The organism is Streptomyces sp. PL-29, from assembly GCF_058344425.1.
Map to the genome: position 1 here is coordinate 4107747 of NZ_CP136996.1, position 23562 is coordinate 4131308.

Below are 23562 nucleotides of genomic sequence, written 5' to 3' on the forward strand. Positions count from 1 at the left end.
CCCCACCCTCCCGCCCGCCGCCACCCCCGGACCATGCGGCGGGTGGGCCTCTCCACCCGGGGGATAACCCCACCCCTGTCGATGCGGCACCGCCGGAGCCGGAGCCGGAGCCGGAGCCGGAACCGGAGCCCCGGGGAGCGGCCGCGAGCCGGACACACGGACGGGCCCCCGCCCACCCCTGGACGGGAGCCCGCTCACCCCTGGACGGAAGCACCACCCACGACCACACACCGGCTGCACCTCGCGCGCCTCAGAGTCGGCCCCGGCGGTCACGCCACGGCAGCTCCGCCGTCACCACCGTCCCCTCCCCCTCGGGGGAGTCGACGACCAGCACCCCGTCCACCGCGCCCAGCCGCTCGGCCAGCCCCGCCAGCCCCGTCCCGCCGGACGTGTCCGCCCCGCCCCGCCCGTCATCGGACACCCGGATCATCAGCCGCGCCCCTGCCCGCCAGACCTCCACGGTCGCCCCCCGCGCCCTCGCGTGCTTGCTGACGTTCTGCAGCAGTTCGGACACCACGAAGTACGCGATGCCCTCGATCGCCTCGGCCGGCCGCGCCTGCGGTCCCGTCGGCAGGTCCACCAACACCTTCACCGGCACCACGCACCGCGCCGCCACCGACGACAGCGCCGCATCCAGACCCCGGTCGGTCAGCACGGCCGGGTGGATCCCGCGGGCCAGGTCCCGCAGCTCCTGGAGCGCCAGCTTCACCTCGTCGTGGGCCTCGTCGACCATCGCCGCAGCGCCCTCGGGGTCCTCCAGCAGCTTCTCCTTCGCCAGGCCCAGCCCCATCGCCAGCGCGACCAGCCGCGCCTGCGCCCCGTCGTGAAGGTCCCGCTCGATGCGCCGCAGGTCGGCGGCGGCCGTGTCCACGACCACGCCCCGGTCGGACTCCAGCTCCGCGATCCGACGCTCCAGGTCGTCGGAGGGCGACAGCAGGCCCCGCACCATCGCGCGGTCCACGTTCGCGAGCAGCCGCACCAGATACGGCAGCACCGGCCACAGCACGAACAGCCCGGTCAGGACTACCGTGAAGGTGAGCATCCCCCAGGGCAGCCGGATCAGCTGGTACAGCACGGCCCGCCAGCCGACCGGATCCTTGATGCTCGTCCACAGCCAGGGGAAGAAGCCGCCGGACCGCCGCGGACCGGGGAGCGGGGTCGGCTCCTCCACCCCCACGCCCAGGAGCAACCGTGCGCGGGCCCGCTCCAGCCGTCCCCATTGCCGAGACAGAAGGAGGCCGACCGCAAGCAAAGGAAGTCCGATCGCGGTCACGGAAAGACCGCCCGCGGTGGAAATCATGACGACCGCGTAAACAAAACCGACGACCGCCTCCGGCAGATTGGTCACCAGATGGGCGATTTCCTTCAACGTGACGGCGCTGAACACGGGCCGTACGGGGGGAGGTCGGTCGGTGTCGGCGATGGCCGGGCTCGTGGTCATGCGCCACAGCCTGTCAAGCGGGACTCGCTGGTGCCATGGGGTGGCCGGGGTGCTGTGAACGGGGGATAACCCCACCCCGTGTGGGGCAGGCCCTAGACTCCCGTCCGTACCAGATCGTCGACAGTGACCGAGGAGCGAGGAACGGACGTGCCCGAAGCAACGGTATCGACCGTAACCGTGCTCGCGGCGGACTACTTCCGGAGTTATTCGGTCGTCGGTCTGCTCGCAGCCCTCGGTGTGCTCTTCGTGGCCGTCGCCTTCGGCGCGGGCCGCCTCCTGCGGCCCGTCGTCCCGACCCCCGAGAAGCTGCTGACCTACGAATGCGGCGTGGACCCCGTCGGCGAGGGCTGGGCGCACACCCAGGTCCGCTACTACGTCTACGCGTTCCTCTACGTCATCTTCGCCGTCGACTCGATCTTCCTGTTCCCGTGGGCGACGGTGTTCGCCGCCGCCGGCTACGGCGCCACGACCCTGGTCGAGATGTTCATCTTCCTGGGCTTCCTGGCCGTCGGCCTGCTCTATGCGTACAAGAAGGGCGTCCTCGAATGGACGTGACACCTCAGCCGGAGCTGCTCCCCGAGCCCAAGCGCCTCGGAGTCCTCTCCCGCCTGGCCCCGGAACCGATGAAGGTGGTCCTGAACTGGGGCCGCCGGTACAGCCTGTGGGTCTTCAACTTCGGCCTGGCCTGCTGCGCGATCGAGTTCATCGCCGCGTCGATGGCCCGGCACGACTTCATCCGCCTCGGCGTCATCCCGTTCGCACCGGGTCCGCGCCAGGCCGATCTGATGATCGTCTCGGGCACCGTCACGGACAAGATGGCCCCCGCGGTCAAGCGGCTCTACGAGCAGATGCCGGAGCCGAAGTACGTCATCTCCTTCGGCGCCTGCTCCAACTGCGGCGGCCCGTACTGGGACTCGTACTCGGTGACGAAGGGCGTCGACCAGATCATCCCCGTCGACGTCTACGTGCCCGGCTGCCCGCCGCGCCCGGAGGCGCTCCTGCAGGGCATCCTCAAGCTCCAGGAGAAGATCGCCCGTGAGTCGCTGGCCGACCGCTATGCGTCGGGGCCGTCCGTCTCCCAGCTGACCAGCGGCCTGGTCACGGCCCCGCCGGCACCCGGGCAGGGGGCCGGCGCGTGAACCTCTACGACTCCCTCCCCGACGCCGCGCCGACGCTCTTCGGCGCCGAGGCCGTGGCCGAGCTCTCGTACGACGTCCTCACCGTCGACGTGCCCGTCGGCTCCTGGATCTCCTCGCTGGAGATCGCCCGGGACAAGCTGGGCTGCACGTACTTCGACTGGCTGAGCGCCGTGGACGAGCCCGGCACCGGCTTCCGGGTCTGCGCGCACGTCGCCTCGCTGGAGAACCGCCGCGTACGCCGGCTCCTGCTGCGCACGACCGTCCCGCACGGCTCCCCCTCGCTGCCGTCGGCCGTGGCCCTGTACGCGGGGGCGGAATGGCACGAGCGCGAGACGTTCGAGATGTTCGGGATCACCTTCACCGACCACCCGCACCTGGTGCACCTGCTCCTCCCGGAGAACTTCGAGGGACACCCGCTGCGCAAGGACTTCGTGCTGGCCGCGCGCGTCGCGAAGGCCTGGCCGGGGGCGAAGGAGCCGGGTGAGGCCCACGACCCCGACGCCCCGAAGCGCCGGCAGATGCTTCCGCCCGGCGTGCCGGACCCCAACGACTGGGGCCCCATGAAGGGCCAGCTCCCGCCGGCTCCGGCCCGCCCCGCCCGCACCCCGCGGGCCGCCGGTGCAGGCGCCGCCCGCACCCCGCGCGAGGGCGCCCCCGTCCGCCGCACCCGCTCGGTCGCCGAGGGCTCGGCCACCCAGACCGCCGAGGCCGCCACCCCGCAGACCCCGGCCCGCCCGGCGCGCCGCACCCGCTCGGTCACGGAGGGCTCGGCGAGCCAGGCGGCCGACACCGCTGCCGCTCCGGCCACCGAACAGGCCGCCCCGGACGCCGCCGCTGCCGGCCCAGAGGCCTCCGAAGCCCCGGCCCGCCCGGCGCGCCGCACCCGCTCGGCGGCCGACGGCTCGGCGAGCCAGGACCCGGGCACGACGCCGGCCGCGCCGGACGCCGGCCCGCCGGCCACGGAGCCCGCTGCACGCGCGCCGCGCCGCCCCGCCCCGCGCAGCTCCGACGCCCCTTGGCACGACCCGAAGCCCGCCTACGACGAGTCCGGCCCCGAGCGGGCCGCGCAGGCCGAGCCCGGGGAATCCCCCGAGACCCACCCCACCACCGACAACGGAGGCGACGCGTGAACGACGTCCTCGACGTCGCCCTGCGGCTGATCGTCGTCTTCGCCGTCTTCCTCGTGCTCCCGCTCGTCGTCGGGCAGACCGAGCACAAGGTGATGGCCCACATGCAGGGCCGCCTCGGCCCCATGTACGCCGGCGGGTTCCACGGCTGGGCGCAGCTCGTCGCCGACGGCGTGAAGTTCGCGCAGAAGGAAGACGTCGTCCCGGCGGGCGCCGACCGCAGGATCTTCCGGCTGGCCCCCGCCGTCGCCCTGCTGCCGTACCTCCTGGTCCTCCTCGCCATCCCGATCGGTCCGGGCGAGGGCGCGGTCGGCCAGGTCATCGACGCCGGCCTGTTCTTCGTGCTCGCCGTCATGGGCGTCGGAGTCCTCGGCTCCCTCATGGCCGGCTGGGCTTCCGCCAACAAGTTCTCCCTGCTCGGCGGCCTGCGCACGGCCGCCCAGCTGCTCGCCTACGAGCTCCCGATGCTGCTCGCCGCCGCCTCCGTGGCGATGGCGGCCGGGACGGTCTCCCTCCCCGGCATCGTGGAGGCCTTCGAGTGGTGGTGGCTGCCCTGGCAGATCGCCGGCGCCCTGGTGTTCTTCACCGCCGGCCTCGCCGAACTGCAGCGGCCCCCCTTCGACATGCCCGTCGCCGATTCCGAAATCATCTTTGGCGCGTACACCGAGTACACCGGCCTGCGCTTCGCGCTGTTCCTGCTCGCCGAGTACGCCGGCATCGTCGTCCTCTGCTTCCTCACCACCGTCCTCTTCCTCGGCGGCTGGCACGGACCCTTCGGCGCCGAGGGGCTCGGCTGGGTCTGGACCCTGCTCAAGACCGCGGTCCTCGCCTTCGTCGTGATCTGGCTCCGCGTGAGCTACCCGCGCCTGCGCGAGGACCAGCTCCAGAAGCTCGCCTGGACCACACTCATCCCGCTCGCGCTCGCCCAGATCGCGCTCACCGGCATCGTGAAGGTGGCGATCCAGTAATGCCCATCCCCGGATCCGGCCTGGCCAAGGGCCTGGCCGTCACGCTGCGCACGATGACGAAGCGCTCTCACACGGCCCAGTACCCCGAGGTCCAGCCCGAACTTCCGCCGCGCTCCCGCGGGGTCATCGGCCTGTTCGAGGAGAACTGCACGGTCTGCATGCTCTGCGCCCGTGAGTGCCCCGACTGGTGCATCTACATCGACTCCCACAAGGAGACGGTCCCCGCCGCCACCCCCGGCGGCCGCGAGCGCAGCCGGAACGTGCTCGACCGCTTCGCCATCGACTTCTCCCTCTGCATGTACTGCGGCATCTGCATCGAGGTGTGCCCCTTCGACGCCCTCTTCTGGTCGCCGGAGTTCGAGTACGCGGAGACCGACATCCACGAGCTGACCCACGAGCGCGACAAACTCCGCGAGTGGATGTGGACCGTCCCCGCCCCGCCGGCCCTCGACCCGAAGGCCGAGGAGCCCAAGGAGATCGCCGCCGCCCGCAAGGCGGTGGAGAAGGCCGAAGCGGCGGCTGCCGCCGCGGCTGCCGCCGAAGCCGCCGCCCGAGCGGCCGCGGACGAACCGCCGACGACCCCGACCCCGACCCCGGAGGGAGACGCGTGAGCCCCGCCGCCCCCCTGGCCGCAGCCGCCACCACCGGGCCCGGATTCCTGTCCCCGACCGGCGTCGAGATCGCCTTCCTCCTCGTGGGCCTCGCCACCTTCGGCGCGGCCCTCGTCACGGTCACCACCAAGCAGCTGGTGCACGCCGCCCTCTGGCTGGTCGTCGCCCTCGGCGGGATCGCCGTGGAGTACCTGCTGCTGACCGCCGAGTTCATCGCCTGGGTCCAGGTCCTGATCTACCTCGGCTCCGTGGTCGTGCTGCTCCTCTTCGGGCTCATGCTCACCAAGGCCCCGATCGGCCGCTCCCCGGACGCCGACTCCGGCAACCGCCGGATCGCCCTCGCCGTCGCCGTCGTCGCCGCGGTCGCCCTCGTCTGGGTCGTCGTCGACGCCTTCCGCACCACCTGGATCGACCTGGACGGGCCGGTCCAGGGCTCCACGAAGGTCTCCGGCGAGATCCTCTTCCAGCACTGGGTGCTGCCCTTCGAGGCGCTCTCGGTGCTCCTCCTCGCCGCGCTGATCGGCGCCATCGTGCTGTCCCGCCGCAACGACCCCGCCGACGCCCGAGACAAGGGGCAGCGCTGATGCACCTCGCCTACCCCGCCGTGCTCGCGGCGCTCCTGTTCTGCACGGGCCTGTACGGAGTGCTCGCCCGCCGCAACGCCATCCTGGTCCTGATGTCCGTCGAGCTGATGCTCAACGCCGTCAACCTCAACCTGGTGGCCTTCGACGTCTGGCTGCGCGACACCCTGCACGCCGGCCAGGCCCTCACCCTCTTCACCATCGCCATCGCCGCCGCGGAGATCGGCATCGGCCTCGCGATCGTACTGATGGTGTACCGCAACCGCGGCACCTCGGACGTCGACCGTCTGCGCGACACCGCCGAAGGCCACGAGCCCGGCCCGAACGACAGCACCGACAGCACCAGCACCGGCAGCGTCCGGCCGGAGGTCGCCGCGTGAGCACCACGACCCTCGCCGTCCTCGTCCCGCTGCTGCCCTTCCTGGGCGCGGTGGCGGGCCTGCTGCTCGGCCGCACCGCCCCCGGATTCGTCCGCCCGCTCGCGATCCTGCCGACGCTCGCCGCCGCCGTACTGGCCGTGACCGTCGCCCTCCGCCAGGGCGGCGGGCAGCCCGTCAGCACCGCGACCGAGCTCACCCCGACCGGCTCGGTTCCGATCGACCTCTCGCTCTACATCGACGGCTTCGCCGCGCTGGTTGCCGTCCTCGTCGGGGTCGTCGCCACCTGCGTACAGCTCTATTCGACGGCGTACCTCCGCGACGACCCGCGCTACCCCTCCTACGCGTCCCTCGTCTCGTTGTTCACCTCCGCCATGCTGCTCGTCGTCTACTCCGGCGACCTGATGGTGCTGCTGGTCGGCTGGGAAGTCATGGGCATCTGCTCGTACTTCCTCGTCGGCCACTACTGGGAGACCGAAGCGGCCCGCTCCGCCTCCCTGAAGGCCTTCCTCGTCACCAAGCTCGGCGACGTCCCCTTCCTGATCGGCCTGTTCGCGCTCGCCACGGACGCCGGATCCTTCCGGATCACAAAGATCCTCGGGACCGTCGCCGCCGGCGGACTCGACCACCCGACGCTGATCGCACTGCTCCTGCTCGCCGGAGTCGCGGGCAAGTCGGCGCAGTTCCCGCTGCACACCTGGCTCCCCGACGCGATGGCCGGTCCCACCCCCGTCTCCGCGCTGATCCACGCCGCGACGATGGTCGCCGCCGGTGTCTACTTCATCGCCCGTCTCCTTCCCGTCTTCGCGGCCTCCGCAGCCGCACTGGTGGTGATGGCCGTCATGGCGGCCGTCACGATGGTCGGCTCCGGCCTCGCCGCCCTGGCCCAGGACGACATCAAGCGGGTGCTCGCCTACTCCACCATCGGCCAGCTCGCCTACATGACCGGCGCCCTGGCCGTCGCCGACCGCGGTGCGGCCGTCTTCCACCTCCTGTCCCACGGCGCCTTCAAAGCGCTCCTCTTCCTGGGCGCGGGCGTGATCATCCACGCTGCCGGTACGAACTCCCTGGCCGCCATGTCCCGGATGGACGGCCTGGCCAAGCGCATCCCCGACGCCTTCTGGACGATGACGATCGCGCTGCTCGCGCTCGCCGCGATCCCGCCCTTCGCCGGCTTCTTCTCCAAGGAAGCCGTCCTCGTCGCAGCCGAGCAGACCGCCACCGGTCACTCGGACGCCGCTCCCTCCGCCGCCGGCTGGCTGGTGCTGATCGCCGGCGTGCTCACCGCCCTGCTCACCGCCGCCTACGCAGCCCGGCTGTGGCTGATGGCCTTCCGCGGCCGGGGCGCCGCCGCCCCCGACCACGGCAAGGAACCCCTCGCCATGACCGGCGTGCTGTGGCTGCTGGCCATCCCGTCGGTCGGCTTCGGCCTCGCCGCGGACTCGCTCGCCGACTGGTTCGACGGCCGGGCGCTCACCCCCACCGTGGCCACATCGGTCCTCGGCACGGGTGCCGCCCTCCTCGGCGCGATGCTCACCTACGCCTTCTGGCAGCGCGCCACGGCCAAGGCCGCCGAGGCCCCCGCGGCCGGGCCCGCCGGCAACGCCGCCGCCGAGCAGCCCGCCGCCGTGTCCGCCGCCGTGTCCGCGGCCACGGCGGCAGCCGAGTCCGCGGCCGAAACGCCCGAGGTCGCGGAGGTCACCCATGAGCACCCCGCCGTGCCGGCGGGACCGGCCGCCGACCCCGGCCGGGCCCTCCTGGGCCCCCTGCACCGCCATGCGGCCGAGGGCTTCCACCTCGACGCCGTCTACGACCGGCTCTTCGTCCGCCCCGTCCGTGCCGCGGCCCGCCTCGTCGCCTTCCTCGACCGCGAGGTCGTGGACACGTACGTCCGCGGCGCGGGCACCGGCACCCGGCTGCTCGGCGGGCTCGTCCGCCGGGCCCAGACCGGCAACGTGCAGAGCTACCTGAGCGCCCTGCTCGCCGGCGCCGTGGTCCTGGGCGATCGCCACCGCCGTCCTCGCCAACGTCAACGCCGGATCGTGAGCCGTGAGCCAGCCGTGATTGATATCAGCCCGTCCGTGATGCAGTTCCTTCTGGCGTTCATCGTGGCCGCGCCGCTCCTCGGCGCCGTCGCGGCCCTCCTGCCGGCCCCGCCCGGCCTCAAGGGCCGCAGCCCCGAGCAGGCCGTGCTCCGCCACGGCGTGACCGTGACCGGCGTGATCCTCGCCGCGGCGATCGCACTCGCCCTCGGCTTCGACCACGACGCACCGTCCCGCTTCCAGGCGACGACGGACATCAGCTGGATCCCGGCGCTGGACGTCCGGATCCACCTCGGTGTCGACGGCATCTCGCTCCCCCTCCTCGTGATGACCGCGCTGCTGTTCTTCCTCTGCGCGCTCTACAGCTACTCCAAGCTCCCCGCAGGCCCTTCCCCGAAGGCCTTCGTCGCGCTGCTCCTCGTCCTGGAGTCCGGCACCCTCGCGACCTTCGCCGTCCTCGACCTGCTGCTCTTCTTCCTCGCCTTCGAGATGGTCCTCATCCCGATGTACTTCCTCATCGCCCGCTGGGGCGGTGCTCAGCGGCAGGCCGCCGCCTGGAAGTTCATCCTCTACACGCTCCTCGGCTCCGTCGTCATGTTGCTCGGCATCCTCCTCATCGGTGTGACGGCGGACACATTCGACATGGTGGCACTCGCCTCTGACAACGGCCGCGAACTGTCCCGCACGACCCAACTGCTGGCCGTCCTCTCCATCGGCCTCGGCCTCGCCGTGAAGACCCCGATGTGGCCCCTGCACAGCTGGCTGCCGGACGCCCACACCGCCGCCCCCACCGTCGGATCCGTCCTCCTGGCCGGAGTCCTGCTCAAGATGGGCACGTACGGGTTCGTCCGCATCCTGCTGCCCGCCACCCCCGACGGCATGGCCGTTTTCGCCCCCTACCTGGGCGCCTTCGCCGTCGTCGGCATCGTCTACGGGTCGCTGGCCTGCCTGGCGCTGGCCCGCAAGGGGAACAAGGGCGACCTCAAGCGCCTCATCGCCTACTCCTCCGTCGGCCACATGGGCTTCGTCCTCCTCGGCATCGCGTCCATGACCCCCACCGGAGTCAACGGCGCCCTCTTCGCCAACATCGCGCACGGCCTGATCACCGGCCTGCTCTTCTTCCTGGTCGGCGCCCTCAAGGACCGCTACGGCACCGCCGACCTCGACACCCTCGCCGGCGCCACCGGAGCCGCCCTCTACGGCCGCGCCCCCCGCCTCGGCGCGCTCCTCGCCTTCGCCGCCGTCGCCTCCCTGGGCCTGCCGGGACTGGCCGGCTTCTGGGGCGAGATGCTGGCCCTGTTCGGCGCCTTCGACCCGGCCGAAGGACTGTCCCGCGCCGCGTTCCTCACGTACACGGCCGTCGGCGCGTTCGGCACCCTGCTCACCGCCGCCTACCTGCTCGTCGTCGTACGGCGCGTCTGCATGGGAGACCCGAAAGCGGGTCCCGAGCTCACCGTCGCGGACGTCCAGCGCCACGAGTTCGCCGCCTGGACCCCGCTCGTCGCCCTCACCGTCCTCGCCGGCCTGTGGCCCGCGCTCCTCCTCGGCCTGACCGACCCGGCCGTTCAGCAGCTCCTCGCAGGAGGCAACTCATGACGGCCCTGACGGTCCTCGCGGCCGAGACCCCCAGCCTGGTCCAGTCCGTCGACTGGCTCGCCATCGCACCCGTGGTGATCACCGCCGCCGTCGGCCTGGCCGTCCTCGTCGCCGACCTCTTCGTCGCCGAGCGCCACAAGCCGGTCCTCGGCTGGACCGCGGTAGCCGGCCTGGCCGCCGCGACTGCCTGCCTGCTGCCGCTGCGCTCCGGCGACCGCGCCACCTTCTGCCTCACCGCCGACCCCGAGGCCTGCAGCTACGTTGCCGACCACTTCACGCTCGTAGTCCAGTTCCTGGTGCTGGCCGGCGCCCTGCTGACCGCGCTCCTGTCGGTCACCGCCGTACGCGACACGCGCATGCCCGCGGGCGAGTACTGGTTCCTGCTGCTCTCCTCCGCCGCCGGCGCCGCCCTGCTGCCCGCCTCCCGCGACCTCGCCACCCTGATCGTCGCGCTGGAGGTCGCCTCCCTGCCCGCCTTCGCGCTCGTGGGCATGCGCCGCGGCGACCGCCTCTCCTCCGAGGCCGCCCTGAAGTTCTTCCTGTCCTCCGTCACGGCCACCGCCGTGTCGCTGATGGGCGTCAGCTTCGTCTACGCCGTCACCGGCTCGCTGCACCTCACCCAGGTCGCGGACCGCCTGGAGGACGTCCCCGGGCAGTTCGACACCCTCGCCGTGGCCGGTGTCGCGCTCACCCTGGTCGGCTTCGCGTTCAAGACCGCGGCCGTCCCCTTCCACTTCTGGGTGCCCGACACCTACGTCGGAGCTCCCCTCACCATCGCCGGCTACCTCTCGGTGATCGGCAAGGCCGTCGGCTTCACCGGCCTCATCCTCGTCACGGTGATCGCCTTCCCGGCGTACGCGCAGGTCTGGGGCCCGGCCGTCGCAGTCCTCGCCGCGCTCACCATGACCCTGGGCAACGCCGCCGCCGTGCGGCAGTCCGCGGACCGCCCGCACAGCGCCGTACGGCTGCTCGCCTGGTCCTCGGTCGGCCAGGCCGGCTACCTGCTGGTCCCGATCGCCGCGGCGGCGTACGCCGAGCGCGACCAGATCGGCTCCACCCTCGCCTACGCGCTCATGTACGCGGCCGTGAACCTCGGAGCCTTCGCCGTGGCCGCCCTCGTCGCCCGCACCAAGCCGCTGCACCGCATCAGCGACTACCGAGGCCTGTACGCCGAGCGCCCCCTGGCCGCGCTGTCCCTCGCCTTCTTCCTGCTCTGCCTGGCAGGTCTGCCGCCGGGCATCATCGGCCTCTTCGCCAAGGTCACCGTCTTCCGGTCCGCCGTCGACGCGGGCCTGGGCTGGCTGGCCGCGGTCATGGCGGTCAACGTCGTCATCGCCCTGTACTACTACCTGCGCTGGACGGCGCTGCTCTTCCGCGTCCCCGAGGGCGCAGAAGGCGCACAGGCCCGTACGAAGGCCCCCTGGCCGGTTGCGGCGGCCATCGTCGCGACCGCGATCACCGCGGTCGTCCTCTCGGGCGCCCCGCAGCTCGTCCTGCGCGTCGCGTCGGGAAGCCTCTTCACGCAGTAGCCGGAGCGGGGCGGCTGCCCCGTACGGAGTAACGCGCGCGGCGGCCCCGCCACCCCCGCCGAGGGGGCGGCGGCGGGCCGCCGCTCCGGCACGCCCTGGGAACCAGACGCCGTCACCTCGCGTTGACCAGGAAGGGAGGGTCCACTGGACCGTAGACCCTCAGATCCATGACGGGCTCCCCTGCCGCACCACTTGGAGGGCGTACCGTGCACCGCCGGCACAACGGGCTCAAGACCGCCGTACTCCTCGGCGGGCTGTCCGCACTCATCATCTTGATCGGCAGCTTCTTCGGACGGACCGGCCTGATCGTCGCCGTCCTCGTCGCACTCGGGACGAACGCCTACGCGTACTGGAACAGCGACAAGCTGGCTCTGCGCGCGATGCGCGCCCGCCCCGTGAGCGAGTTCGAGGCGCCGCAGCTCTACCGCATGGTGCGCGAGCTCTCCACGTCCGCGCGCCAGCCCATGCCACGGCTCTACATCTCACCCACCGAGGCGCCGAACGCCTTCGCCACCGGCCGCAACCCGCGCAACGCCGCGGTCTGCTGCACCGAGGGCATCCTGCGCATCCTCGACGAGCGCGAGCTGCGCGGGGTCATCGGTCACGAGCTCAGCCACGTCTACAACCGCGACATCCTCATCTCCTCGGTGGCCGGGGCGCTCGCCTCGGTGATCATGTTCCTGGTGAACTTCGCCTGGCTCATCCCCATCGGCCGGTCGAACGACGACGAGGGCCCCGGGCTGATCGGCCTGCTGCTGATCATGATCCTGGGCCCGCTGGCCGCCTCGGTGATCCAGCTGGCCATCAGCCGCTCGCGCGAGTACGAGGCCGACGCCTCCGGAGCGCAGCTCACCGGGGACCCGCTGGCCCTGGCCAGCGCCCTGCGCAAGCTCGACGCCGGGACCAAGCAACTCCCGCTGCCGCCGGAGCCCCGTCTGGAAACAGCGAGTCATATGATGATCGCCAACCCGTTCCGGCCCGGCGCGGGACTTTCCAAGATGTTCTCCACCCACCCTCCGATGGCCGAGCGCATCGCCCGGCTCGAACAGATGGCAGGCCGCCGCCAATGAAGACAATCCTGAACGTCATCTGGCTCATCCTCAGCGGCATCTGGCTGTTCCTGGGATACCTGCTCGCGGGTGTGCTCCTCTGCATCACCATCATCGGCATCCCGTTCGGCATCGCCGCCTTCCGCATCGCGGTCTACGCCCTCTGGCCGTTCGGCTACACCACGGTCGAGCGCCACGACGCGGGCGCCCCGTCCTGCATCGGCAACGTCCTGTGGCTGGTGCTGGCCGGCTGGTGGCTGGCCCTCGGCCACATCGCCACCGGCATCGCCCTCTGCCTCACGATCATCGGCATCCCGTTCGGCATCGCCAACTTCAAGATGGTCCCGCTCTCGCTGCTCCCGCTGGGCCGCGAGATCGTCCCCACGGACGCCCCGTTCGCCTCCCGCTGACACTGCGGAAGCGACAGTTCGACACCGCGCCGCGGACGGGCCAGGCCCGTCCGCGGCGCGGTTTTCCACAGGGCGGGCGCGTGGTCGGCGGTGTGCGTCACCATGAACGCATGAACGCATGGACGAAACCAAGCAGTTGCCGGAGCACATCACAGACCGTGCGCGCAACTCCCCGCGGGCCCGTGGAAAGTGCCCGCCCGCCCCGTTGGGCCCCCAGGAGGCCGTCCGCGCCGAGGGCGGCGGAATGCGGCCCGGACCTGGAACCCGCGCCCCGGGCGGAGTTCAGCCCCCGGCCCTGAACGAGCCCGGCACTCGGTAGGCCAGCGCACCCAGAGCCAGCACCGCGGCCCCCGCGACCGCCGACGCGAGGGGCAGCGCACACGCCAGCACCACACAGCCGGACAGTCCGACCGCCGCCACGGCCCGCCCCTTGACACCTGAATCGAGAGTCCAGGCGGAAGCGTTCGCGATCGCGTAGTAGGCGAGCACTCCGAAGGAGGAGAAACCGATCGCGCCCCGCAGGTCGGCGGTGGCCGCGAGCACCGCCACGACCACGCCCACCGCGAGCTCGGCATGGTGCGGCAGCCGGTGCCGGGGATGCACGGCGGCCAGCGCACGCGGCAGGCGGCCGTCCCGGGCCATCGCCAGCACCGTCCGCGACACCCCGAGCACGAGAGCCAGGAGCGAGCCCAGCGCGGCCAGGGCCGCACCCGCCCGGACGACCGGCGCCAGTCCCGGCGCACCCCGCCGCCCGGACCGCGTCCGCCAGCGGGGCCGGCGACCCGGCCAGCCCCTCGACGCCGAGCACCGACAGCACCGCCACCCCAACCGCCCCGTACACCAGCAGCGCGATGCCCAGCGCGATCGGCACCGCCCGCGGGACCGTGCGTTCCGGCTCGCGCACCTCCTCGCCCAGGGTGGTGATCCGCGCGTAGCCCGCGAATGCGAAGAACAGCAGGCCGGCGCCCTGCAACAGACCGAAGAGGGACCACTGGGCCCCGGCGAGCCGCTCCGGCCGTGCCACTTCCGAGGACAGGCACACCACCACCACCCCGGCCAGCACCGCCAGGACCGCCGCCACGATCAGCCGGGCGATCCGGGCGGACTTCTGGACCCCGCCGTAGCTCGCGGCGGTGATCGCCACCACCGCAGCCACGGCCACGGCGTGCTCGTGCCCGGGCCACACGTACGCACCGACCGTCAGTGCCATCGCCGCGCAGGACGCGGTCTTGCCGATCACGAAGCCCCAGCCGGCCAGCCAGCCCCAGAAGGGTCCGAGCCGCTCCCGCCCGTACACGTAGGTGCCGCCGGAGGCCGGGTAGCGGGCGGCCAGCCGCGCTGAGGAGAGCGCGTTGCAGTAGGCCACCACGGCTGCCACCGCGAGGGCGGCGAGGAGCGCCCCGCCCGCGGCCCGCGCGGCCGGGGCGAAGGCCGCGAAGACGCCGGCGCCGACCATCGCTCCGAGCCCGACGACGACCGCGTCGGAAACCCCCAGGGTGCGTTTCAGCTCGTTCTCCACGCGCGGAGGGTAGCCGGGCTAGGTGACGCCCTCTCGGCCGGGGAGCGGCGTCCGGGTGCGCTCCCAGCCCTCCAGGGCGGTCAGGCAGGCGTGGTCGAGATGGCGCAGCCCGCTCAGGTCCAGCCGCACCGGCTGCCCGTGCGGCAGCGCGTCCAGGGCGTCGAGCAGTTTGGGCAGCCGCAGGAAGCTCGCGTTCCCGATGACCCGCACGCACAGCTCCTCGCCCTCCCACACCTCCTCGACGTGCACATGGGAGGTCTCCCAGGCCGCCTTGGCGATGGCTAGGCCCAGCCCGAACAGCACCCCCTCGAACAGGTTGGTGACCACGATCGCGCCGGCCGTGGCGACCAGCACCACCGCCTCGCCCCGGTGCGTGCGCCACAGCGCGGCCACCGACCTGACCGGCAGCAGCTTCCACCCCGCGTACAGGAGCACTCCGGCCAGAGCGGCCAGCGGCACACTCTCCAGTACCTGGGGGAAGGCCACGGCGAAGAGCAGCAGCCAGCCGCCGTGCATCACCCGGGACGCCCGGGTGCGCGCTCCGGCCTCCACATTGGCGGCGCTGCGGACGATCACGGCGGTCATCGGCAGCGCCCCGAGCAGCCCGCAGACACTGTTGCCCACGCCCTGGGCGATCAGCTCCCGGTCGTACTCCGTCCGGGGACCGTCGTGCATCCGGTCCACGGCGGCGGCACTGAAGAGCGTCTCGGCGGAAGCGATCAGTGCCAGCGCGACCACCGTCCCGGCCGCGCCGAAGGACGCCAGTACCCCGAACTCGCCCCAGGCGGGCGGGGACACGGCCTCCAGCACCCCTGTCACGCGCACCATCTCGACGGGCAGCCGCAGCAGGGCCGCCGCCGCGGCGGCGACCGCCACCCCGACCAGCGCGCCCGGCAGCACCCGCAGGCGGGCGGGCGCCCGGCGCCACACGACCATGACGGCGATGGTCACGACCCCCAGCAGCGCAGCGGCCCAGTCGGCCCGCGCCGCGAGCCCGTGCACACCGCCCAGCTTCGCCAGGGTCTGCCCGGGAGCCTCCGCGTCACCCAGGGCGTACAGCTGCCCGGCGATCAGCACGAGCCCGATGCCGGCCAGCATCCCGTGCACCACGGCCACGGAGATCGCCCGGAACCACCGGCCGAGCCGCAGCGCCCCCATGCCCAGCTGGAGCACGCCGGCGGCCAGCACCAGCACCCCGAGGGCGGCCGTGCCGTACGTTTGCAGCGCCTCGTAGACGAGTACGGTGAGCCCGGCCGCTGGCCCGCTCACCTGCAGGGAGCTCCCGCGGAACCAGCCGGTGACCAACCCTCCGACGACGCCGGTGACGATCCCCAGCTCGGCCTGCACCCCGGAGGCGACCGCCACCCCGACGCACAGGGGGATGGCGACCAGTGCGACGACGACGGACGCCCCGAAGTCTTCGCGAAACGTGCCGGCCCCAGGCATGCGAGAACCCCCTGCCACGCGGTGATGTGATACCACCCACGGTGCTGGGCGCACTCCCCGCCGCCCAAGTGCCCACGGAAGCCCGCGGCAGCGCGCGCGCCGCACGCGCCCGGCACACGCACCCCACGCACCCCGCAATCACCGCGGCCCGGCGGTCGGTGAGGACCGCCGGGCCGGCGTGGTGACAGGTCGCGGACCTCGGGTCAGCGGTAGTTCACGAACTGGATCGCGAAGTCCAGGTCCTTGCCCTTGAGGAGGGCCTGGACGGCCTGGAGGTCGTCACGGCTCTTGGAGCTGACGCGCAGCTCGTCGCCCTGGACCTGGGCCTTGACGCCCTTCGGACCCTCGTCACGGATGATCTTCGCGACCTTCTTGGCGTTCTCCTGGGAGATGCCCTCCTCGATCGTGGCGAAGATCTTGTATTCCTTGCCGGACAGCTGCGGCTCACCGGCGTCGAGCGCCTTGAGCGAGATGCCGCGCTTGACCAGCTTGGTCTCGAAGACGTCGAGGACGGCCTTGACGCGCTCCTCGGAGTTCGCCTCCATCAGGATCTTCTCGCCGGACCAGGCGATGGTGGCGCCGGTGCCCTTGAAGTCGTAGCGCTGCGAGAGCTCCTTGGCGGCCTGGTTGAGGGCGTTGTCGACCTCCTGCCGCTCGACCTTCGAGACGATGTCGAAACTGGAGTCGGCCATGTGCTGTGGCTCCTTGAAGTCGATTGCGATCGCCCCGGAGGGCGCGGCCGGACATCCCCGGACCGCTCGGCAAAGCCTAGCCACCGCGCCCGCCCGCGGTGCTGATCAATCCGGTGGCGAAGCACCCCCGGTCATCAGGTATCGTTTACGTCGTTGCCAGGGAGAACCGCGGAAAGCGGTCTTGAAGGCGACATCCCATGGCGGTGTGCCCGAGTGGCCAATGGGAGCGGACTGTAAATCCGTCGGCTTAGCCTACCCAGGTTCGAATCCTGGCGCCGCCACGCGAGTGGAACCCTCGTTCATCTGCGAAAACGCAGTGGACGGGGGTTCTTTCGCATTCCTGGCAGCGCCGTGGGGGCGCCCGGCCGCATCGTCGGCGGCTCCCGGTCGTTCACCGGGGGTGAAATGGACATCTGACACGCGGGGGAAGGTGGGCGGCGGGGTACTCGTGGCCCTGCTCGGCGCGGGGATTCCGGCTCTGGTGGGAGCCGCCCTGCACACGGACGTGGGGGAGCCCTACCGGGAGACCCGGCTGTACTTCGGCACGGCACGGGCCGACGGCCGGGACCCGGTTGCGGAGCGGGAGTTCATGCGGTTCCTGGACCGGGAGATCACCCCCGCCTTTCCCGAGGGGCTGACCCTCCACGACGGGTACGGCCAGTGGCGCGGCGGGGACGACAGGATCGTCCGGGAGACCTCCTACGAAGTGGTCCTGCTGTACCCGGAGAAGGAGGCCGACGAGCGCAGCGTGCGCATCGAGCGGATCCGTGACACGTACGAGCGCCGCTACCAGCAGGACTCCGTCGGGCGCTCCGACGACACGCTGCAAGCGCAGTTCTGAGCCGCGGGCGGGAGGGCCGGCGCCGGGTGCCCGCCCTTCCGCCGGGTCGTCAGTTGCCCGCCACGCCCTTCACGGCGACCTGGACCGGGGTCGAGCCGGAGATCAGCTCCAGGGTCAGGCCCGCCGTCGCGGGCGTCTCCACCAGCTCGGCCAGGACCGCCGCCACGTCGTCGCGCGGCACCGTCCCCCGGCCCGTCCGCGCCTCCAGGCGCACCTGCCCCTGTCCGGCGTCGTCGAGCAGTGATCCGGGGCGCAGGACCGTCCACTCCAGGCCCAGCCGGGTCCGTACGTGGTCGTCGGCCTCGCCCTTCGCCCGCAAGTAGACGTCGAAGACCTCGTCGCCCTCGTGGTGGGCGTCCGCGCCCATCGAAGAGACCATCAGGAACCGGCGGACGCGGGCCCGTTCGGCCGCATCGGCGAACAGCACCGCCGCACCCCGGTCCACGGTGTCCTTGCGCCCGGCGCCGCTGCCGGGGCCGGCGCCCGCCGCGAACACCGCCACGTCCGCACCCTGCAGGATCCCCGCCACGTGCTCCACCGTGGCCGACTCCAGATCGCAGAGCACCGGTTCGGCGCCCGCTTCCCTGAGGTCGTCACCCTGTTCGAGGTCGCGGATGATGCCCGCGACCTCGTACCCGCGCGCGGCGAGCAGGCGCTCCAGCCGCAGCGCGATCCGACCGTGTCCACCCGCGATGACGATGCGCATGTCCCGACGGTACGACGAGCCGGGCGCCCCCGCCCGGGAAGACACCCCTCAGGGCCCGGCCTCCGTGCGGCCCTGCCGGGGCAGGTCCAGGGCCACCGCGACGGCGGAGTCGCAGTACTCCCTTACCGCGCTCGTCCGGGCCACCACCCGCCCGCGGTGGATCACGATCCGGCTGTACGCGAGGGACAGCACGCCCGAGATCCGGTCGCCCCGTACGGCGAGCAGCTCCGCCGGGAAGCCGGCCTCCACCCGCACCTCCGGCAGGCCCATGGCCTCGCGGGCGCGGGCGCTGACGGATTCGTAGGCCTCGCCGGGGCGGAGCCCGCCCTGGGAGGCAAGGAGGTAAGCGGCCTCCAGCGGGTCGCCGCGGCCGACCGGGTTGCCGCTGTCCCGCAGCGCCCCGCTGCCGGCGGCGACGGGCACTCCGGCGGCCCGCAGCAGTCGTACGGGGGCGGTGCGCAGGCCGCGGCGCTCCAGCGCCGCGCAGTCGCCCTGGGGCAGGCAGGTCACCCGTACGCCGGCCGCCGCGAGCTGGTCCGCGGCGCGGGCCGCCGTGTCCAGCGGGAGCCGGGAGAGGCCGCCCAGGGGGCCGATGGTCACCCCGGGGCGCAGCCCGCCCGCCATCGCCGCGAGGCGGGAGAGGCGGGCCGGGTCGTCACCGTCCGTGTGCAGGTCCACGGGGCAGCCGTGCTCGTCGGCGAGCCCCAGCACGGCTTCGAGGAAGCCCGTGGGGTCCGGGTCCAGGTCCGGGCAGCCGCCGATCACCGCGGCGCCCATCTTGACCGCGTCCCGCAGCATGGCGAGCCCGTCGGCTCCGGCCGCCCCGGTCAGCAGCCGGGGTACGGCGACCGCGGTCAGGTCGGCGAGCCCGCGCAGTGAGCGCCGGGCCTGGAGCACGGCTTCCAGGGGGCCGAGACCGTGCACGCCGCCGATCCGCACGTGCGAGCGCAGGGCGGTCGCGCCGTGGCCGAGCTGGAGCAGCGCCGCTTCGGTGGCGCGGCGCTGCACCTCGTCGGGGGCGTACGAGACGGGGCCGTCTCCGTCGGCGGTCAGCGCCGTGTCGCCGTGGGCGTGCGGCTCGGCGGGGGCGGGGAGCAGCAGGTATCCGCTGAGGTCCACCCGGGACAGCGCGGGGGAGGACAGGCTGCCGGTGGTCCCGACGGCCTGGATCCGGCCGCCGCCGAGGCGGACGTCGACGGTGCGGCCGTCCGTGAGGCGGGCCCCGGCGAGGAGCAGGGTGGTGGCCTCGGCGGCAGCCGCGCTGCCGTTGCCGTTGCCGCCGCGGGGGGAGGGGGACGGCTGCTGCGGCTGGCTGTCGGACATCGCGCTCCTGCGGTGGCTCGGGCGGTCCCTGGGGCCGTGGCCGCGGCCCTCGGCCCAAGATCACGCAGCGTGCTCCGAGCCTAGGGCGCGGCATGCTCCGCTTCGCGCAGGAGCGCAATAGTCGTACCGGTGTGGTGCCTCCGCGCCGGCGCGCTTGCGCTCCTCCGCGCCAGGGCGCCCGCGCACCCGCGCCGGCCGCGAAGAGTGAGCGCCCGGTGTGAGCCCGCGCACAAACTGCGGGGGAAGTGGGGCGGGAGTGGCCGGCGAGTTGACCGGGAGAGGCTTCAGAACCCCCTCGGGGCCCAGTTCCCGCAAAGGATTTGGGCGATCGGCGGGCAACCGTGTAATGTCTTCATCGCTCGCCCCAATAGCTCAGTCGGTAGAGCGTCTCCATGGTAAGGAGAAGGTCTGCGGTTCGATTCCGCATTGGGGCTCTGGTGAGAGAGGTTCCCCACCCTCGGGTGGGGAGCTGATCACATCAAAGCGGCGTAGCTCAGTCGGTAGAGCAAGCGGCTCATAATCGCTGTGTCACCGGTTCAAGTCCGGTCGCCGCTACCCACAGTAGCCGATTGCGGGGTCGGTCTCCCGATCGGCTACTCTTTTATGCGTTCATCCGTCCCATAGTCCGTCAAGGAGCACTCACGTGGCTGCCACCGACGTCCGCCCGAAGATCACGCTGGCCTGCGTGGAGTGCAAGGAGCGGAACTACATCACCAAGAAGAACCGGCGTAACAACCCGGACCGCATGGAGATGAAGAAGCACTGCCCGCGCTGCAACTCGCACACCGCGCACCGCGAGACCCGCTGACCCAGGCGAAGTCTCGAATACAGGCACCGTCATGAGGTCGTCCCCTTCATTGGGGGCGGCCTCCTGTCGTTTCCGTGCCCGTTCCTGTCTTTGTCCCTGTGTGTTTCGTGTCCCTTCAACAGGAGGTAGTGAGTCATGGCTCTCGACCAGTCCTTCGTGGGGCGGAGCTACCCGCCCACCGATCCGTACGAGGTCGGCCGGGAGAAGATCCGCGAATTCGCGGTCGCGGTGGGCGATGCCAATCCCGTCTACACCGACCCCGAAGCGGCCAAGGCCTACGGCCACTCCGATGTGATCGCGCCGCCCACTTTCGTGTTCGCCATCACGTTCAAGGCGGCCGGCCAGGTCGTCGAGGACCCGCAGCTGGGGCTGGACTACAGCCGCGTCGTGCACGGCGACCAGAAGTTCGCCTACTCCCGCCCTGTGCGTGCCGGTGACCGGCTGTCGGTGACTTCCACCATCGAGGCCGTGAAGTCGCTCGCGGGCAACGACATCATCGACATCCGCGGCGAGGTCCACGACGAGACCGGCGAGCACGTGGTGACGGCGTGGACGAAGCTCGTCTCCCGCGCCCCCGAGGAGGCCTGACATGGCAGCGCAGATCAAGTACGCCGACGTCGAGGTCGGCACCGAGCTGCCCGCCGCGTCCTTCCCCGTGACGCGTGCCACGCTCGTGCAGTACGCCGGCGCCTCGGGCGACTTCAACCCGATCCACTGGAACGAGAAGTTCGCCAAGGAGGTCGGACTGCCGGACGTGATCGCGCACGGCATGTTCACCATGGCCGAGGCCATCCGCGTGGTCACCGACTGGGCGGGTGACCCGGGCGCGGTGGTGGAGTACGGCGTGCGCTTCACCAAGCCCGTCGTGGTCCCCAACGACGAGCAGGGCGGCCTGATCGAGGTCACCGCCAAGGTCGCGGCGAAGCTGGACGACAACCGCGTACGAGTCGACCTGACGGCCATGAGCGCCGGCCAGAAGGTCCTCGGCATGTCCCGCGCGGTGGTTGCACTCGCCTGAGGGCCTGAGGGCCTGAGGGCCTGAGGGCCTGAGGGCCTGAGGGGCTCGGTGCCCGGGTGTCCGAGGGGGCGGGGCCGCCTCCTCGGCGCCCCGCTCCGTCCCGGCACCCTTCTGCCCGAGCGGCCCGCGGCGCCCCTTGACGAAGTTAGTGATTGAGCACTAACTTCATGGCATGGCAAGGATGAGTGCAGACGAGCGGCGTGAGAGCGTCATCCGTGCGGCGATGCACGAGTTCGCCCGGGGTGGGTACCACGGGACCTCCACCGAGGCGATCGCCAAGCGGGTGGGCGTCTCGCAGCCGTACCTCTTCCGACTCTTCCCCAGTAAGCAGGCGATCTTCCTGGCCGCGTCCCAGCGCTGCCTGAGGGAGACGTGCGACGTCTTCGCCGCAGCCGTCGAAGGGCTGCACGGCGAAGAGGCCCAGCAGGCCATGGCGAACGCATACACCCGGTTGATCGTCGAGGATCCCGACAAGCTGCAGATGCAGCTGCAGATGTACGTGGCCGTCGCCGCCGCCGAGGCGGCCGGGGACCGCGAGCTCGGCGAGCTGGTCCGTGCCGGCTGGACGGAGCTCTGGGACACCGTCCATCTGTCGCTGGGTGCGGACGCGGGGGAGACGACGACCTTCATGGCCTACGGAATGCTGATCAACACCTTGGCCGCCATGGGGTTCCCGCCCGAGCACAGGGTCTGGCAGGGGTTCTATCCCGAGACCCGGGTCGCCGGCCGTCCGGAGGGGTGAAGGAAGTGCGCGATCCGTGCGCGCATCCGCATGGGCCAGAAAGTTAGTCAGTGATAACTAACAACTTGTAGGGGGAATCATGCACGCACCCGGCACCGACAAGGACACCGACACCAGACTGCGCGGGCCCGCCGTCTGGGCCCTCGTCCTCACCGGCGTGGCCAGCTTCATGGCCGCACTCGACAACCTGGTGGTGACCACCGCCCTGCCCGCCATCCGTGCGGACCTCGGCGGCCGGCTGGAGGACCTGGAGTGGACGGTGAACGCCTACACGCTCACCTTCGCCGTCCTCCTCATGTTCGGCGCCGCCCTCGGCGATCGCTTCGGCCGCCGGCGGCTGTTCATCGCCGGCCTCGCCGTCTTCACCGGCGCCTCCGCGGCGGCCGCCCTCTCGCCCGGGATCGACGCGCTCATCGCCGCCCGCGCCGTGCAGGGCGTGGGAGCCGCCGTCATGATGCCGCTCACCCTCACCCTGCTGACCGCCGCCGTCCCGGCGGCCCGGCGCGGCATGGCCCTCGGCATCTACGGCGCCGTCACCGGCCTCGCCGTCGCCAGCGGCCCCCTCATCGGCGGCAGTCTCACCGAGCACATCTCCTGGCAGTGGATCTTCTGGCTCAACGTGCCCATAGGCCTGGCCCTGATCCCGCTCGCCCGCCTGCGCCTCGCCGAGTCCACCGTCCCGGGAGCCCGCCTCGACGTCCCCGGCACCCTGCTCGTCAGCGGCGGCCTCTTCGGCATCGTCTACGGCCTGGTCAACGCCAACTCCGAGGGCTGGACCAGCACCCCCGTGCTCGCCGGCCTGATCGTCGGAGCCGCACTCGTCGCCGCCTTCGTCCGCCACGGCTTCACCAACGCCGACCCGGTCCTCCCCATGCGGCTCTTCCGCGACCGCGGCTTCCTGGGGATCAACCTGGCCAGCCTGCTGATGTTCCTCGGCATGTTCGGCTCGATCTTCCTGCTCAGCCAGTTCCTTCAGGGCGTCGCGGGGTACTCGCCCACCGAAGCCGGCCTGCGCATGCTCCCCTGGACCGGGATGCCGATGATCGTGGCCCCGCTGGCCGGGATCCTCTCCGACCGCATCGGCGGCCGCCCCGTGGTCGCCGCCGGCCTGGCCTTCCAGGCACTCGGCCTCGGCTGGTTCGCCGCGGTCCTGAGCACGGACGTCTCGTACGCCGCGCAGCTGCCGCCGCTGATCCTCAGCGGGATCGGCATGGCCCTCTACTTCGCCCCCGCGGCCAACGTCCTGATGTCCACCGTGCGCCCCGCCGACCAGGGCAAGGCCTCCGGCACCAACAACGCCCTGCGCGAGGTCGGCGGAGCCCTCGGCGTGGCCGTCCTGGCCTCGGTCTTCTCCGCCCGGGGCGGCTACGCGTCCCCGCAGGCGTTCACCGACGGCACCGTCCCCGCCCTGTGGATCGGCGCCGCGGCCGTCGCGCTCGCCGCCGCGCTGGCCCTCCTGGTGCCCCGCAGGGCCGAGAACGCGCCCGCCCCCCTGCCCGGCGCCGTACCCGCGGCCGCCCCGGCCGGAGCCGCGGACCAGGTCCCCGCCGCCGGGTGATCCGCGCGGCCACGGCACCCGCCCGCCCGATCAGGCCCT

At 72.3% G+C, this 23562-nt stretch carries 22 protein-coding genes, 3 tRNA genes and 1 pseudogene; 20 read left to right on the forward strand and 6 right to left on the reverse strand.

The genetic code is table 11. The features are described 5' to 3' along the window. Nucleotides 1-250: 250 nt before the first annotated feature. Nucleotides 251-1441, reverse strand: a complete 1191-nt coding sequence (locus R4Z63_RS18880; RefSeq protein WP_384451610.1) for a sensor histidine kinase — start codon at nt 1439-1441, stop codon at nt 251-253. A 147-nt stretch (nt 1442-1588) separates the two neighbouring features. Between R4Z63_RS18880 and R4Z63_RS18885 the strand changes: the two genes are divergently transcribed. The 11 genes from R4Z63_RS18885 to R4Z63_RS18935 all read left to right on the forward strand — a co-directional run bounded on the left by R4Z63_RS18885 (nt 1589) and on the right by R4Z63_RS18935 (nt 12870). Beyond that, entirely contained in the window at nt 1589-1996 is a 408-nt protein-coding gene (locus tag R4Z63_RS18885; RefSeq protein ID WP_037918874.1) for an NADH-quinone oxidoreductase subunit A, read from the forward strand. Further along, nucleotides 1987-2580, forward strand: a complete 594-nt coding sequence (locus R4Z63_RS18890; RefSeq protein ID WP_037918876.1) for an NADH-quinone oxidoreductase subunit B — start codon at nt 1987-1989, stop codon at nt 2578-2580. Before R4Z63_RS18885 ends, R4Z63_RS18890 begins: the two co-directional genes overlap by 10 nt. Continuing rightward, nucleotides 2577-3710, forward strand: coding sequence for an NADH-quinone oxidoreductase subunit C (locus R4Z63_RS18895; protein ID WP_384451605.1), 1134 nt, complete (start codon nt 2577-2579; stop codon nt 3708-3710). Before R4Z63_RS18890 ends, R4Z63_RS18895 begins: the two co-directional genes overlap by 4 nt. Beyond that, the gene (locus R4Z63_RS18900; protein WP_037918878.1) at nt 3707-4675 is read left to right on the forward strand and encodes a complex I subunit 1/NuoH family protein; all 969 of its coding nucleotides are present in this window, start codon (nt 3707-3709) and stop codon (nt 4673-4675) included. The genes R4Z63_RS18895 and R4Z63_RS18900 overlap by 4 nt, the downstream gene beginning before the upstream one ends. Then, nucleotides 4675-5286 (forward strand): NuoI/complex I 23 kDa subunit family protein, encoded by a 612-nt coding sequence (locus tag R4Z63_RS18905; RefSeq protein WP_384451601.1) that lies wholly within the window; start codon nt 4675-4677, stop codon nt 5284-5286. The genes R4Z63_RS18900 and R4Z63_RS18905 overlap by 1 nt, the downstream gene beginning before the upstream one ends. Next, nucleotides 5283-5870 carry an NADH-quinone oxidoreductase subunit J family protein gene (locus R4Z63_RS18910; protein ID WP_370466479.1) on the forward strand — a complete coding sequence of 196 codons (588 nt, stop codon included), beginning with the start codon at nt 5283-5285 and terminating at the stop codon, nt 5868-5870. The genes R4Z63_RS18905 and R4Z63_RS18910 overlap by 4 nt, the downstream gene beginning before the upstream one ends. Continuing rightward, complete coding sequence (gene nuoK, locus R4Z63_RS18915) at nt 5870-6247, forward strand: NADH-quinone oxidoreductase subunit NuoK (protein WP_037918881.1); 378 nt, start codon at nt 5870-5872, stop codon at nt 6245-6247. Before R4Z63_RS18910 ends, nuoK begins: the two co-directional genes overlap by 1 nt. Then, nucleotides 6244-9882 (forward strand): NADH-quinone oxidoreductase subunit M, encoded by a 3639-nt coding sequence (locus tag R4Z63_RS18920; RefSeq protein ID WP_491522563.1) that lies wholly within the window; start codon nt 6244-6246, stop codon nt 9880-9882. Before nuoK ends, R4Z63_RS18920 begins: the two co-directional genes overlap by 4 nt. Beyond that, entirely contained in the window at nt 9879-11411 is a 1533-nt protein-coding gene (locus tag R4Z63_RS18925) for an NADH-quinone oxidoreductase subunit N (protein ID WP_384451596.1), read from the forward strand. The genes R4Z63_RS18920 and R4Z63_RS18925 overlap by 4 nt, the downstream gene beginning before the upstream one ends. Nucleotides 11412-11617: 206 nt before the next feature. Beyond that, nucleotides 11618-12481 carry a zinc metalloprotease HtpX gene (gene htpX / locus R4Z63_RS18930; RefSeq protein ID WP_037918886.1) on the forward strand — a complete coding sequence of 288 codons (864 nt, stop codon included), beginning with the start codon at nt 11618-11620 and terminating at the stop codon, nt 12479-12481. Then, nucleotides 12478-12870, forward strand: a complete 393-nt coding sequence (locus R4Z63_RS18935; protein ID WP_037918887.1) for a YccF domain-containing protein — start codon at nt 12478-12480, stop codon at nt 12868-12870. The genes htpX and R4Z63_RS18935 overlap by 4 nt, the downstream gene beginning before the upstream one ends. A 282-nt stretch (nt 12871-13152) precedes the next feature. Here R4Z63_RS18935 and R4Z63_RS18940 read toward each other — a convergent pair. From R4Z63_RS18940 to R4Z63_RS18950, 3 genes and pseudogenes are all read right to left on the reverse strand, one after another. After that, a pseudogene (locus R4Z63_RS18940) lies at nt 13153-14389 on the reverse strand (APC family permease). 18 nt (nt 14390-14407) lie between these two features. After that, on the reverse strand, nt 14408-15835 hold the full coding sequence (locus R4Z63_RS18945) for a SulP family inorganic anion transporter (protein WP_384451589.1): 1428 nt from the start codon (nt 15833-15835) through the stop codon (nt 14408-14410). A 203-nt stretch (nt 15836-16038) separates the two neighbouring features. Further along, nucleotides 16039-16527: a YajQ family cyclic di-GMP-binding protein gene (locus R4Z63_RS18950; RefSeq protein ID WP_030030284.1), complete on the reverse strand. Its 489-nt coding sequence runs from the start codon at nt 16525-16527 to the stop codon at nt 16039-16041. Between the two features lie 199 nt (nt 16528-16726). Between R4Z63_RS18950 and R4Z63_RS18955 the strand changes: the two genes are divergently transcribed. Beyond that, a tRNA-Tyr gene (locus R4Z63_RS18955) sits at nt 16727-16808 on the forward strand. A gap of 149 nt (nt 16809-16957) precedes the next feature. Next, entirely contained in the window at nt 16958-17368 is a 411-nt protein-coding gene (locus tag R4Z63_RS18960; RefSeq protein WP_052030267.1) for a DUF3574 domain-containing protein, read from the forward strand. 49 nt (nt 17369-17417) lie between these two features. Here R4Z63_RS18960 and R4Z63_RS18965 read toward each other — a convergent pair whose 3' ends face one another. Both R4Z63_RS18965 and R4Z63_RS18970 read right to left on the reverse strand, forming a co-directional pair. After that, a complete protein-coding gene (locus R4Z63_RS18965; protein ID WP_037918891.1) occupies nt 17418-18074 on the reverse strand; it encodes an SDR family oxidoreductase in 657 nt (218 codons plus the stop codon). A 48-nt stretch (nt 18075-18122) separates the two neighbouring features. Next, nucleotides 18123-19397, reverse strand: coding sequence for an amidohydrolase family protein (locus tag R4Z63_RS18970; protein ID WP_384451584.1), 1275 nt, complete (start codon nt 19395-19397; stop codon nt 18123-18125). A gap of 361 nt (nt 19398-19758) precedes the next feature. Here R4Z63_RS18970 and R4Z63_RS18975 point away from each other — a divergent pair. From R4Z63_RS18975 to R4Z63_RS19005, 7 genes are all read left to right on the forward strand, one after another. Further along, nucleotides 19759-19831, forward strand: a tRNA-Thr gene (locus R4Z63_RS18975). Nucleotides 19832-19879: 48 nt separating this feature from the next. Then, nucleotides 19880-19952: transfer RNA gene (locus tag R4Z63_RS18980), tRNA-Met, on the forward strand. Nucleotides 19953-20040: 88 nt separating this feature from the next. After that, nucleotides 20041-20205 carry a 50S ribosomal protein L33 gene (rpmG, locus tag R4Z63_RS18985; protein WP_007265873.1) on the forward strand — a complete coding sequence of 55 codons (165 nt, stop codon included), beginning with the start codon at nt 20041-20043 and terminating at the stop codon, nt 20203-20205. 135 nt (nt 20206-20340) lie between these two features. Continuing rightward, a complete protein-coding gene (locus tag R4Z63_RS18990; protein WP_037918893.1) occupies nt 20341-20793 on the forward strand; it encodes a MaoC family dehydratase N-terminal domain-containing protein in 453 nt (150 codons plus the stop codon). A gap of 1 nt (nt 20794) precedes the next feature. Then, a complete protein-coding gene (locus R4Z63_RS18995; RefSeq protein ID WP_037918894.1) occupies nt 20795-21223 on the forward strand; it encodes a MaoC family dehydratase in 429 nt (142 codons plus the stop codon). A 172-nt stretch (nt 21224-21395) separates the two neighbouring features. Then, on the forward strand, nt 21396-21965 hold the full coding sequence (locus tag R4Z63_RS19000; RefSeq protein WP_106967542.1) for a TetR/AcrR family transcriptional regulator: 570 nt from the start codon (nt 21396-21398) through the stop codon (nt 21963-21965). 79 nt (nt 21966-22044) lie between these two features. Further along, the gene (locus R4Z63_RS19005; protein WP_384451579.1) at nt 22045-23523 is read left to right on the forward strand and encodes a DHA2 family efflux MFS transporter permease subunit; all 1479 of its coding nucleotides are present in this window, start codon (nt 22045-22047) and stop codon (nt 23521-23523) included. Nucleotides 23524-23562 lie beyond the last annotated feature (39 nt).

What these genes read in the sequence shown, in the direction of transcription:
- R4Z63_RS18880 (WP_384451610.1), bottom strand. Translation starts at nt 1,441, where the DNA reads ATGACCACGAGCCCGGCCATCGCCGACACCGACCGACCTCCCCCCGTA.
- R4Z63_RS18965 (WP_037918891.1), bottom strand. Translation starts at nt 18,074, where the DNA reads ATGCGCATCGTCATCGCGGGTGGACACGGTCGGATCGCGCTGCGGCTG.
- R4Z63_RS18970 (WP_384451584.1), bottom strand. Translation starts at nt 19,397, where the DNA reads ATGTCCGACAGCCAGCCGCAGCAGCCGTCCCCCTCCCCCCGCGGCGGC.
- R4Z63_RS18905 (WP_384451601.1), top strand. Translation starts at nt 4,675, where the DNA reads ATGCCCATCCCCGGATCCGGCCTGGCCAAGGGCCTGGCCGTCACGCTG.
- R4Z63_RS18990 (WP_037918893.1), top strand. Translation starts at nt 20,341, where the DNA reads ATGGCTCTCGACCAGTCCTTCGTGGGGCGGAGCTACCCGCCCACCGAT.
- R4Z63_RS18935 (WP_037918887.1), top strand. Translation starts at nt 12,478, where the DNA reads ATGAAGACAATCCTGAACGTCATCTGGCTCATCCTCAGCGGCATCTGG.
- R4Z63_RS18950 (WP_030030284.1), bottom strand. Translation starts at nt 16,527, where the DNA reads ATGGCCGACTCCAGTTTCGACATCGTCTCGAAGGTCGAGCGGCAGGAG.
- R4Z63_RS18925 (WP_384451596.1), top strand. Translation starts at nt 9,879, where the DNA reads ATGACGGCCCTGACGGTCCTCGCGGCCGAGACCCCCAGCCTGGTCCAG.
- nuoK (WP_037918881.1), top strand. Translation starts at nt 5,870, where the DNA reads ATGCACCTCGCCTACCCCGCCGTGCTCGCGGCGCTCCTGTTCTGCACG.
- R4Z63_RS18890 (WP_037918876.1), top strand. Translation starts at nt 1,987, where the DNA reads ATGGACGTGACACCTCAGCCGGAGCTGCTCCCCGAGCCCAAGCGCCTC.
- R4Z63_RS18995 (WP_037918894.1), top strand. Translation starts at nt 20,795, where the DNA reads ATGGCAGCGCAGATCAAGTACGCCGACGTCGAGGTCGGCACCGAGCTG.
- R4Z63_RS19005 (WP_384451579.1), top strand. Translation starts at nt 22,045, where the DNA reads ATGCACGCACCCGGCACCGACAAGGACACCGACACCAGACTGCGCGGG.
- R4Z63_RS19000 (WP_106967542.1), top strand. Translation starts at nt 21,396, where the DNA reads ATGGCAAGGATGAGTGCAGACGAGCGGCGTGAGAGCGTCATCCGTGCG.
- R4Z63_RS18945 (WP_384451589.1), bottom strand. Translation starts at nt 15,835, where the DNA reads ATGCCTGGGGCCGGCACGTTTCGCGAAGACTTCGGGGCGTCCGTCGTC.